The following is an 11733-nucleotide window of genomic DNA, read 5'->3' as shown; positions in this document are numbered from 1 at the left end:
TACCTTTCGTTCTCAGTGAGGTGCGTGTATTTCATGTTTTTTACTTCTTGGCGGGAGCAAAGTTCATGATTATCGCATCTCACTGTTTTTATGTTCAGAGGCGTCGCACTTCGTACTTGAATCCAAGAATCATAACAAACGCTTCAAGAGGGACTTCCAACGCGCGGCATTTTTATTATGCGTTGGTTTTTGTGGTTACGGTGTTATGCGGAAAGTTGGTAGTAGCGTTGTCAGCCCCTTAAGCGGGCGTTAGCTTACAACGAGGAAAAAATGACGAAAACTAAGAAAGTTAAGATATCTGTGGAAACCCCAGAATTAATTCCATTGCAGTCTATCGCAATTAATCAGCTGCGTATGGCGGAAGAAGAAGCAGATGGACATAAATTTAGATGGATTATCCCATCTATGATTTTTTCAGTATTTTCTCTAGAGGCAATGTGTAATGTCTATGGTGGGCAGATCTTCGGTCGCAATTGGAAGAATTTCGAGTCCACATCAATCATTGGTAAAGTTATCCTAGTCTCAGGTCAATTGGGTCATGAGCCCGATTTTTCTGCGCAACCTTGGCAAACCATCCAGGAAATGATCAAGTTTCGTAACTGGTTAGCTCATGCCAAACCACACAAAACTACACGAACAGATACGGTTCCCCACGATACCCCTAACGAAGAGTTAGACCCACTTTATCCCGAGATGAAAATTAGTTCATATTCTGACATTTCAAACGCAAAGCGTTATCAAAATGCAGTAAGAGAGCTTGAATTAAGATGGACACACGGTGCGAGAGTTAATGGTTTCGAAATAGACCTCATAGGTAAGCCCCAGTATACCGTGGTGAAGTAAGCTAACAAACGCTTCAAGAGGGACAGCCAACGCGCGGCATTTTTACTATGCGTTGGTTTTTGTGATTACGGTGTTATGCGGAAAGTGAGTAGTAGCGTTGGCTGCCCCTTAAGCGGGCGTTAGGCAAAGTGAGTTTTTATCAGCTAAATCGAGTTGAAATTGAACGGTAAATTCCATGCTTTGTGGCTTAACTTAAGCAATAAATCGTCATCACATATTTGTTGTTTCTTGATCGCGTTGGGTTGCTTTTCGTTGTGAATTTAGCGGCAAAATAACCTTCAGCATCCAAACGTCCGCCGAGTATGCTACGCTCGTCACTTTTCTTCCAAATCGCTCAATTTGAGTTTTTTTGTTTCTTTGCTGATTCAGCATTTTGGTTTATAAATGAATCGGTTAGTTTGTTTCAAGTTTACAAAAAAGCTCGTTCTTTGGTTTTGAAAGTGTCGTTGTCAATCGGTTGGCCTAACAAACGGCTCAAGAGGGATTGCCAACGCGTGGCGGCTTTAGTTCAAAATTGAAGTTCAGTGTTTACAGTGTGTTTTTTGAGTTCGGCGGTGCGTTGTCAACCCCTTAGCCGGGCGTTATGCAGTTCTACAGGTTCAACGGAAACTAAAAAACGTCAGCCCAATGTATTTGAACTGACGGAGCTTTACTCTTTTTGTCTATAAGGTGTTTATTCTGCGGCTTTTACTCTGATTTTGCTTTTAGCTACGTCAGAAAGGTTTAGGCTAGAAATTGCAGCATTAGCTTCGTTTTCGTTTGGCATTTCGACAAAAGCAAAGCCTTTTGATTGACCCGTTACTTGGTCTAAAACAAGCGTACATTCGGCTACGGAGCCATGAGCTGAGAATAAAACACGAAGTTCTTGTTCAGTTGTAGAGCGAGATAGATTGCGAACTAAAAGTTTCATGATGAACCAATTGGTAGTAAATGACAGTGCGAATTGTGGCAGCTAAAGATAAGTTTGGCTAAGTAATTCGTTCTCTATACTGAGTATTGGTTAAAAAACTGCATAACAAACGGCTCAAGAGGGATTGCCAACGCGTGGCGACTTTAGTGCAAAATTGAAGCTCAGTGTTTACAGTGTGTTTTTTGAGTTCGGTTATGCGTTGTCAACCCCTTAGCCGGGCGTTAGCATTCTGAGGACTTAAAAGTCATATTCAAATGGTAGAAATCAATCATCGCGTATAATAGTTGTGTGACAATTCACCATTTTGTAGTTTAATTATCCCTTGTAAAATTGATTAAAGTTAGTTGTGTTAATGAAAAGAGCAAATGTAAATTTAATGTTGAAAACTTCCGGTGTTGTACTGTCTATATTGTCATTTTATAGTTTTGCTTCATTGAACTGTTCAGGTTTTTCTGGGTGTGAAAGAAAGTATTGTGAGATTGAGCAGCAAATAGAAAGTGCTCAGTTAGCTAATAATCAAAAAAAGATAGAAGGACTAAAAGTTGCCCTAGCGGAAGCCAAGTCCAATTGTAGTGACACAAAACTTAAGCAAGATTTAGCTGACGAAATTAAAGAAACTAAAGATAAAATTGCCGAATATAACTTAGATTTACAAGAAGCAAAGGGAAGTGGCAAGGATAACAAAGTCAGGAAATACCAAAATAAAATTCAAGAAGAAGAGCGTAAATTGGAGTCGCTTCTACAAGAGTTATCCGAATTAGGCTAGATAATGCTAACAAACGCTTCAAGAGGGACAGCCAACGCATGGCATTTTTATTATGCGTTGGTTTTTGTGATTACGGTGTTATGCGGAAAGTCAGTAATAGCGTTGTCTGCCCCTTAAGCGGGCGTTAGGCTTTAGGAATAAAATGGCAGCAAAGTCGAAGAAAATAAACTTAGCTAAAGAGCAACTCGAAGATGGTATAGACCTTTACTTTAGAGGCCGTTACGTTTCGGCACTGACGTTACTTGGTGCTGCTGATGAAATATTTTGTGGCATGTTATTAGAAACACAAGGTTATTCGGCATTAGATAATGACTGGCGTTTTAATGTAATGCTCAGAACTTATTACGATACACCACATCTATCAAAAGGTGAGGTTAAGAAAGTTACAAATAGGGCTAAGAATACAGTGAAGCACCATGATAAAGGTGACCCGCTAGAATTACATTTTGATCGTCAGGGTAACGCTTATATGATGTTGTTTCGCGCAATTTCTCACGCTGAAATGCTAAGTGTAAAATTCAGTGGCAGGAGAAAGTTTTATGCGTGGGCAAACAGGGAGTACGGAGTTAAGAAACTGCCAATTACTCTTAGCTCGCAAAAAGCCTAACAAACGGCTCAAGAGGGATTGTCAACGCGTGGCGGCTTTAGTACAAAATTGAAGTTCGATGTTTACAGTGGTTTTTTGAGTTCGGTAGTGCGTTGTCAACCCCTTAGCCGGGCGTTATGCAACTCAGGTAAATTTAGGGGTTCAATCTTTTTAGATTTCTCCGGCTATTCGTTTTGTGTTGTCGGCAAATGAACTTTTTCACCCTCAGATTCGTGGTTAATTCAAACCGTAAAACAGACAAGGTTCTTTGTTTGCCTCAATCAGTTTTAGCGCCGGTGCGTTGTGAATTTTGCGCGTGCAAAGTGTGGAAAGGGCAAGTTATTCGATGATTTCGTATTTGTTGAAAGACTTGCTGGTTGAGTTTTCCTGATTCAAAAGCTTGGTTTGTTGTTGAAAGGTAGACTTTGTTTTGGCGGCTTATTTATCACAGTTCTTGCTTGGGTTGATTCTTGAATCACTTAACCTTTGCAATTGCGGCTTTCGGTCGTGTAAAGTCGGTTTATCTCATTGAATTTGCATAACAAACGGCTCAAGAGGGATTGCCAACGCGTGGCGGCTTTAGTACAAAATTGAAGTTAAGTGTTTACAGTGTGTTTTTTGAGTTCGGCGGTGCGTTGTCAACCCCTTAGCCGGGCGTTAGGCGAAGTGAGTTTTTATCAGCTAAATCGAGTTGAAATTGAGCGGTAAATTCCATGTTTTGTGGCTTAAGTTAAGCAATGAATAATCATCACATATTTGTTGTTTCTTGATCGCGTTGGGTTGCTTAGCGCTGTAAATTCAGCGGCAAAATAACCTTCAGCATCCAAACGTCCGCCGAGCATGCTACGCTAGTCACTTTTCTTCCAAACCGCTCAATTTGAGTTTTTTGTTTCTTTGCTGATTTGGCATTTTGGTTTATAAATGAATCGGTTAGTTTGTTTCAAGTTTGCAAAAAAGCTCGTCACTTTTCTTCCAAATCGCTCAATTTGAGTTTTTTGTTTCTTTGCTGAGTTGGCATTTTGGTTTATAAATGAATCGGTTAGTTTGTTTCAAGTTTACAAAAAAGCTCGTTCTTTGGTTTTGAAAGTGCCGGTGTCAATCAGTTGGCCTAACAAACGGCTCAAGAGGGATTGCCAACGCGTGGCGGCTTTAGTGCAAAATTGAAGTTCAGTGTTTACAGTGTTTTTTTTGAGTTCGGCTATGCGTTGTCAACCCCTTAGCCGGGCGTTATGCAACTCAGGTGAAATTAGGGGTTCAATCTTTTGGGATTTCTCCGGCTATTCGTTTTGTGTTGTCGGCAAATGAGCTTTTTACCCTCAGATTCGTGGTTAACTCAAACCGTAAAACAGGCAAGTTTCTTTGTTTGCCTCAATCACTTTTAGCGTTGGCGCGTTGTAAATTAAGTGGGCGCAAAGTGTGGAAAGGGCAAGTTAATCGAGCATTTTGCACTTGCTGAAGTTTTCGCTCGTTGAGTTTTCCTGATTTAAAAGCTTGGTTTGTTGTTGAAAGATGGACTTTGTTTTGGCGGCTCATTTATCACAGTTCTTGCTTGGGTTGATTCTTGAATCACTCAACCATTGCAATCGTAGTTTTTGGTTGCGTAAAGTCGTTTACCTCGTTGAATTTGCATAACAAACGGCTCAAGAGGGATTGCCAACGCGTGGCGGCTTTAGTACAAAATTGAAGTTCAGCGTTTACAGTGTGTTTTTTAAGTTCGGTGGTGCGTTGTCAACCCCTTAGCCGGGCGTTATACACAAAAGCTTAAATTGACTTCTTTCTCAGTGAATGATTGCTAGTTTGCACTGAGCAAGTGTAATGTTCGGCCCCTCTTTACTTTACTCTGAATGTGATTGATATGCGTCTTGATAGATTTGTATGTAAAAGTACCCAGCTAACAAAAATTGAAGCTATCCAGCGAATCAATTCTGGTGAGGTTAGTGTTAATGGCGATATAGTAACGGATGAAATGGCTCAAGTTCATGAAAATAACTCAATATTGCTGAGTGGCTCTAAGTTAGAGGCTCGTGGTTTTCGTTATATTATCATGCATAAACCTGCGGGGACTATTTGCTCAAATATTGATGAGTTCTACCCCTCTCTGTTCAATCTCTTAAATGTTAATAACATTTCTGAACTTCACATAGTAGGCCGCTTAGATGCCGACACTACGGGTATGGTGTTGATTACTGACGATGGACGGTGGTCATTTAATATTACAATGCCAACGAGAGAATGCAGTAAAGTTTATCGTGTGGGTTTATCTCGCGCGATTGCAGACGATGCTGCAACAAAGTTCAAAGAAGGTATTCAGTTGCAAGGTGAGCAGCAATTGACACGACCAGCCATCTTAAATGTCATCAATCCTAAAGAGGTACGTTTAACGATCACTGAGGGTAAGTTCCATCAGATAAAACGAATGTTTTCTGCTGTTGGTAATCGTGTCGTTTCACTCCATCGTGAGGCTATTGGATCAGTGAATCTTGATGTCGAGGTCGGAAAGTGGCGCTACTTGACTGATTGCGAAGTACAATCCTTTGCCAAGTAAGTGCATGGGTTAATTTGTGTATAACAAACGGCTCAAGAGGGATTGCCAACGCGTGGCGGCTTTAGTGCAAAATTGAAGTTCAGTGTTTACAGTGTGTTTTTTGAGTTCGGCGGTGCGTCGTCAACCCCTTAGCCGGGCGTTATATGTTTTTATCAATTTAGGAGTTATTTCAATGTCTTATTCTGAGTCTAGCTGTCTTTGTGGTGCCGTGAAAATTACGGCAGAAAACATCAATCCCAAGTTTACAGTTTGTCATTGTCAATCATGCCGAACTTGGGGTGGAGCTCCTTTCTTCGCGGTGAAATGTGGCACTCAAGTGAAACTAGAGGGTGAAGATAAAGTAAAAATGTACAAGTCATCTTCTTGGGCCTCACGAGGCTTCTGTACTGAGTGTGGAACACATCTATTTTATAAATTCAAAGAAACAGGTGAGTACAATATGCCGGTAGGTTTATTTCCAAACCTAGAAGGGTTAGAAATGGATATGCAATATTTTAGTGATATGCGCCCGAGTTATTATTGCTTTGCCAACGAGACTAAGGAAATGACTACAGAAGAGATCATGGCCTACTTTGCGGACAAGGTGTAATCAAACATATAACAAAGCGTTTAAGAGTGATTCCAAACGCTTGCCAGTTTCGCTTCGCTCAAGTGTGGCAAACGCTTGTCACACCTTAACGCGGCGTTAGGCATTAATGAGGAAAATATGGATTCAACGATTATTGGTGCTTTGATTGGTGGCATAGCAACTATTCTGGCTGTTTTTATTTCTTGGGTGCTGCACAAAAAAGGCGTAACTCAAAAATCGAGAAATGCTTCATCAAGTCGGCAGAAAACCTATGAGCCTGACGAGCACGACATCTATTTTATGCAGTTTATTCTTCACGATGGTTACGAAGAAAATGCTCCTCTCTCAACCAGTGAGCTCGCGATACATCATAACGAATATGCCCCATTAGAATTAGAAGTGAAATTGATAAATTTACATAACAAAGGTTTTATAAAACGTGTAAACCGTGAAGGCAGTGGTTTGGGTCAGTGGCAGATGACCTCACAAGGTGTGGAGTTTATGTTTAGTAATAATCATCAATTACACGATTTAGTCGAAGAGCGGCGGAAACATGCCTAACAAACAATTTAAGAGGGATTCCCAACGCTTGGCATTTTGCTTCTACTTCAATTTTAGTGTTTACGGTACAATGCTTTAGGTTGGGTGGTAGCGTTGCTCACCCCTTAATTGGGCGTTAGCTGAGGTTAAGAAAAATTATAAAATTCCGTGTTTATTTTTTCTTAGTCTGAGGTTCTAGCTTTACACTTGAAAGTCATCATTTTTCCGCGTATCTCGCCAGTGGCACTGTTCGTGAAGTGCTTGAACTAACCGAAGTCTTTTTACGGGAAGTGGTGTGTTTGTTTATTTCTTTGGTGTGGCTTCTTTGGTTTTGAAGCTCTTTCTTGCTTAAATGGATTTCGCGCACTTGGTTGTTGGTTTCTTCGACATAATTCTTTGTAAATTTAAGTATTAGAAGTTCGTCAGTTTTCCTGCTATTTCTTCTTTGCCAAGTGCGTTTCGTAGGTTAGGTTTTAGTTTCTCAGTTGTCCGTTTTACTTTGCCGCTTGAAAATAATAATGTGTTTTAAATTAGGCTATTGGGTAGTAAATCTCCGACTAAAGTGCAGCAGCTAACAAACGGCTCAAGAGGGATTGTCAACGCTTGGCGACTTTAGTGCAAAATTGAAGTTCAGGGTTTACGGTGTGTTTTTTGAGTCTGGCGGTGCGTTGTCAACCCCTTAGCCGGGCGTTAGGTTTACGAAGAGAAAAGCATAATTATTGGGAAAAAGATTTGGGGATTTCTCTGGCTATTTGTTTACGGTTTTCAGCAAGTCTGCTTTTTCTGTCCCAATTCTTTGGCATCTCTAACAAATGCGCAAACCAAAATCCGTGGGTTGCTTCATTGGAAAATCGAGCCAGTCGGTTGAAGGTTTCTTTGACTCAAAGACGCTTTAATTTAACCAATCAAATGGGCTTAACTGTTTGTTTTTAGGTTGATCGCATTTGTCTGCCAAATGGAGTGAAATGCTTGGAATTGGTTCAACACAATGCGTTAATCTAGCGGTATTCTTTGCCAAGTGGGTGAAGGTTAAACAGCAAAACCTAACAAGAAATTTAAGCCTGACTACCAACGCGTGGCTGAATCTGCTCTAAATGGGTTTGGTGGTTACGGTGCATTGCTTTCAATGACTTTGTGCGTTGGTAGCAGCTTAATTCAGCGTTAGGTTCACGAAGAAAAAAGCGTAATTGGTTGGGAAAAAGATTTGGGGATTTCTCTAGCCATTTGTTTACAGATTTCAGCAAATCAGCTTGGTCTACCCAAATCATCACGTTTCTTTCACTGTTTCTCATGTCAAAGTTTGTGGGTTGCTTCATTCAATATTTGTATCGGTTGGTTGAAGGTTTCTCAGGCGCAAAAGCGCTTTAAGTTTCTTAATCGGCTCAACAACACAGTTGTTTTAAGTTAGTCGCATTTGGCTGTCCAATTGAGAGAAATACTTAGAATTCGTTCAACGCAATGCGTTAATCTAGCGGGATTCTTTGCCAAGTGGGTAAAGGTTAAATAGTAAAACCTAACAAGAAATTCAAGCCTGACTACCAACGCGTGGCTGAATTGGTTCCAAAAAGTTTGGTGATTACGGTGCATTGCTTTCAATGACTTTGTGCGTTGGCAGCAGCTTAATTCGGCGTTAGCTGAGGTTAAGAGAAATCATAAAATTACGTGTTTATTTTTCTTAGTCTGAGGCTCTAGCTTTACACCTGAAAGTCAGCACTTTTCCACGTATCTCGCCAGTGGCACTGTTCGTGAAGTGGTTGAACTAACCAAAGTCTATTTACGGGAAGTGGTGTGTTTGTTTATTTCTTTGGTGCGGCTTCTTTGGTTTTGAAGCTCTTTCGCGCTTGAGTTGATTTCGCGCACTTGGTTGTTGGCTTCTTCGACATAATTCTTTGTAAATTTAAGTCTTAGAAGCTCGTCAGTTTTCCTGCTATTTCTTCTTTGCCAAGTGCGTTTCGTGGATTAGGTTTTAGTTTCTCAGTTGTCCGTTTTACTTTGTCGCTTGAAAGCAATAATGTGTTTTAAATTAGGCCGTTGAGTAGTCAATCTCCGGCTAAAGCGCAGCAGCTAACAAACGGCTCAAGAGGGATTGTCAACGCGTGGCGGCTTTAGTTCAAAATTTAAGTTCAGTGTTTACGGTGTGTTTTTTGAGTTCGGCGTTGCGTCGTCAACCCCTTAGCCGGGCGTTAGGCAAAATGAGTTTTTATCAGCTAAATCGAGTTGGAATTGAACGGTAAATTCAAGGTTTGCTGGTTTAAGTTAGGCAATAAATAGTCATCACATATTTGTTGTTTCTTGATCGCGTTGGGTTGTTTATCGCTGTGAATTCATCGGCAAAATGACCTTCAGCATCCAAACGTCCGCCGAGCATGCTACGCTCGTCACTTTTCTTCCAAATCGCTCAATTTGAATTTTTTGGGTTTCTTTGCTGATTTAGGGTTTTGGTTTATAAATGAATCGGTTAGTTAGTTTTAAGTTTGCAAAAAAGCCTGTTCTTTGTTTTTGAAAGTATCATTGTCAATCGGTTGGCCTAACAAACGGCTCAAGAGGGATTGCCAACGCGTGGCGACTTTAGTACAAAATTGAAGTTCAGTGTTTACAGTGTGTTTTTTGAGTTCGGCAGTGCGTTGTCAACCCCTTAGCCGGGCGTTAGCTGAGGTTAAGAAAAACCGTAAAATTAAGCGCTTATTTTTCTTAGTCTGAGGCTCTAGCTTTACACCTGAAAGTCAGCACTTTTCCATGTATCTCGCCAGTGGCACTGTTCGTGAAGTGCTTGAACTAACCGAAGTCTGTTTACGGGAAGTGGTGTGTTTGTTTATTTCTTTGGTGTGGCTTCTTTGGTTTTGAAGCTCTTTCGCGCCTAAATGGGTTTTGCGCACTTGGTTGTTGGCTTCTTCGAAAGAATTCTTTGTAAATTTAAGTCCTAGAAGCTCGTCAAGTTTTCCTGTTATTTCTTCTTTGCCAAGTGTGTTTCGTGGATTAGGTTTTAGTTTCTAAATTGTCCGTTTTACTTTGTCGTTTGAAAGCAATAATGTGTTTTAAATTAGGTCGTTGGGTAATCAATTTCCGGTTAAAGTGCAGCAGCTAACAAACGGCTCAAGAGGGATTGCCAACGCGTGGCGGCTTTAGTGCAAAATTGAAATCCAGTGTTTACGGTGTTTTTTTGAGTCTGGCGGTGCGTTGTCAACCCCTTAGCCGGGCGTTAGTTTTTTCAGGTCAAATCAATACAAACGTAGTTGGTCGATAAAATGAAAAATAAAAATGGTTATGTAAGTGTTAGTGGCTCCGAGATTTATTACGAGCTTTCAGGTAATCATGACGGCAAGCCATTATTGATGCTTCATGGCGGTCTTGGTTCGTTGAATGAGTTAAGTTCAATTCATAAATATGTTGCTGCTGACTATCAATTGATAAGTATAGATTTCCGTGGTCACGGAAAGTCCCTTTTAGGCAATCGTCCACTTAATTACATGCAATATCAACAAGACGTTCAGCATGTTCTTAGCTATTTGGGTATTGAGAAATATTCGATTTTTGGTTTTAGTGACGGTGGTATCGTAGGTTATCGTTTAGCAATACAAGAACCGGAGAGAGTATCTTGTTTGGTGACACTGGGTTCGCAGTGGCGATTAGAGGCAGATGATCCATCAGTTGAATTACTAAGTGGTTTGACGGCTGAATTTTGGGCATCAAGGTTTGCCGATGATGTTGCTTTATATGAGGCGTCAAATCCTAAACCGGATTTCCCTAAACTCGTAGACGCTGTAAAAGCAGTCTGGCTTGACACAACAGAATCTGGCTACCCACATGAGTTAGTTGAAAAAATCCGTTGCCCGACATTAGTAATGCGAGGTGATAATGACTTCTTGTTTTCGTTGGATGAGGCAGCGGCTTTAAAGTCGAAAATTGTAGGTTGTAGTTTTGCCAATATTCCATTGACAGCACATTCGTCGCATCAAGAATCACCGGAATTGGTGGGTGAAATGTTAGAGCAGTTCTTGTTGCAACACAAAAACTAACAAACGGCTCAAGAGGGATTGCCAACGCATGGCGGTTTTAGTGCAAAATTGAAGTTCAGTGTTTACGGTATGTTTTTTGAGTTCGGTTATGCGTTGTCAACCCCTTAGCCGGGCGTTATATTTTTGGGAGATTTTGTGGAAAATTACATAAAGCATTTTGAACGCTTAGTCGTATCTTTAGTGGCGCTTATTGTGCTTGGGACTATCGTTAGCATTTTAGCTTATAGAAGTGTATTTGATGGTGCTCTATCTGAGTTGCCATCAGATTGGGGGGATGCTGGAGGCTTCTTTGGTGGTATTTTCACCCCAATTATCGCATTTGCTACATTGATAGCGATTGTAATTACAATTCAACTACAGAAACAGTTGCTAGAAACGCAAAATCGCGAGTTCACCAAATTGTATAATCTTCAACAAGAAACTTTAGATACGCAAAAGCGTGAGCTGAGCGTGGTTAGTGAACAAGCTTTAGAACAATCTCTCAATGAACAAAAGAAAATATACTTAAATTTACTTGAACAGCAAATTGATATCCGTAGGTGCGATATGGAGAGGGCATCCGAAGGCGCGATGTTTATGCTGCATAAACAAAATGAAGGATATGCTATAGAGAAATCCGCTATTGAAAATAATCTTTCTCAGAAAGAACTTCTTGAAAAACAAGTACAAGTTCTAACGTATGTTTCAATTGGCTTTACTCTACAAAAATTTAAATCTATATCTGAAATGGATAATTCTATAACTCGATTGTTCCAGATGATCGATAACCCGAAGGTTTTGAACTCTCTTTATGCTTCTCATGGTGAAAGTTTTGACTTCAGCGAATGATAAAAACTTAGTATCAAGTTTGAAGTGCGACACTTTTTAAAGATGCGCATGAATATACTCCAGTGGTGTTCTATACCCAAGTCTTTTGCGTGGGCGCATATTTAATTTGTGTGCAATTTCATTGCAGAGCT

General features: G+C 40.5%; 10 protein-coding genes. 8 read left to right on the top strand and 2 right to left on the bottom strand.

All coding sequences use genetic code 11. From position 1 onward, the window contains the following. Window positions 1–270 precede the first annotated feature (270 nt). Window positions 271–843, top strand: a complete 573-nt coding sequence (locus AACV12_RS06125; RefSeq protein ID WP_170901521.1) for a hypothetical protein — start codon at window positions 271–273, stop codon at window positions 841–843. Window positions 844–1516: 673 nt separating this feature from the next. Here the strand turns inward: AACV12_RS06125 and AACV12_RS06120 are convergent. Beyond that, on the bottom strand, window positions 1517–1753 hold the full coding sequence (locus AACV12_RS06120) for an RNA recognition motif domain-containing protein (protein ID WP_013867767.1): 237 nt from the start codon (window positions 1751–1753) through the stop codon (window positions 1517–1519). 352 nt (window positions 1754–2105) lie between these two features. On the opposite strand from AACV12_RS06120, the gene AACV12_RS06115 reads away from it, so the two are divergent. The 5 genes from AACV12_RS06115 to AACV12_RS06095 all read left to right on the top strand — a co-directional run bounded on the left by AACV12_RS06115 (window position 2106) and on the right by AACV12_RS06095 (window position 6779). Beyond that, entirely contained in the window at window positions 2106–2519 is a 414-nt protein-coding gene (locus tag AACV12_RS06115) for a DUF1090 domain-containing protein (RefSeq protein ID WP_249371419.1), read from the top strand. Between the two features lie 142 nt (window positions 2520–2661). After that, on the top strand, window positions 2662–3126 hold the full coding sequence (locus AACV12_RS06110; protein ID WP_047691362.1) for a hypothetical protein: 465 nt from the start codon (window positions 2662–2664) through the stop codon (window positions 3124–3126). Window positions 3127–4960: 1834 nt separating this feature from the next. Continuing rightward, a complete protein-coding gene (locus AACV12_RS06105) occupies window positions 4961–5650 on the top strand; it encodes a pseudouridine synthase (RefSeq protein WP_017045407.1) in 690 nt (229 codons plus the stop codon). A gap of 172 nt (window positions 5651–5822) precedes the next feature. Beyond that, the gene (locus AACV12_RS06100; protein ID WP_095466687.1) at window positions 5823–6239 is read left to right on the top strand and encodes a GFA family protein; all 417 of its coding nucleotides are present in this window, start codon (window positions 5823–5825) and stop codon (window positions 6237–6239) included. A gap of 117 nt (window positions 6240–6356) precedes the next feature. Next, complete coding sequence (locus tag AACV12_RS06095; RefSeq protein WP_170901517.1) at window positions 6357–6779, top strand: hypothetical protein; 423 nt, start codon at window positions 6357–6359, stop codon at window positions 6777–6779. A 1034-nt stretch (window positions 6780–7813) separates the two neighbouring features. On the opposite strand, the gene AACV12_RS06090 is transcribed toward AACV12_RS06095, so the two are convergent. Beyond that, window positions 7814–8029 (bottom strand): hypothetical protein, encoded by a 216-nt coding sequence (locus AACV12_RS06090; protein ID WP_170901515.1) that lies wholly within the window; start codon window positions 8027–8029, stop codon window positions 7814–7816. A gap of 1974 nt (window positions 8030–10003) precedes the next feature. Between AACV12_RS06090 and AACV12_RS06085 the strand changes: the two genes are divergently transcribed. After that, window positions 10004–10774, top strand: coding sequence for an alpha/beta fold hydrolase (locus tag AACV12_RS06085; RefSeq protein WP_170901513.1), 771 nt, complete (start codon window positions 10004–10006; stop codon window positions 10772–10774). 135 nt (window positions 10775–10909) lie between these two features. After that, window positions 10910–11602, top strand: a complete 693-nt coding sequence (locus tag AACV12_RS06080; protein ID WP_148494390.1) for a hypothetical protein — start codon at window positions 10910–10912, stop codon at window positions 11600–11602. Window positions 11603–11733 lie beyond the last annotated feature (131 nt).

This window comes from Vibrio sp. 2-2(8), assembly GCF_963888495.1.
GTDB classification, from domain to species: Bacteria; Pseudomonadota; Gammaproteobacteria; order Enterobacterales; family Vibrionaceae; genus Vibrio; species Vibrio anguillarum.
The sequence above is the reverse complement of the archived record's forward strand: the minus strand, read 5'-3'. Positions and strand labels throughout refer to the sequence as shown.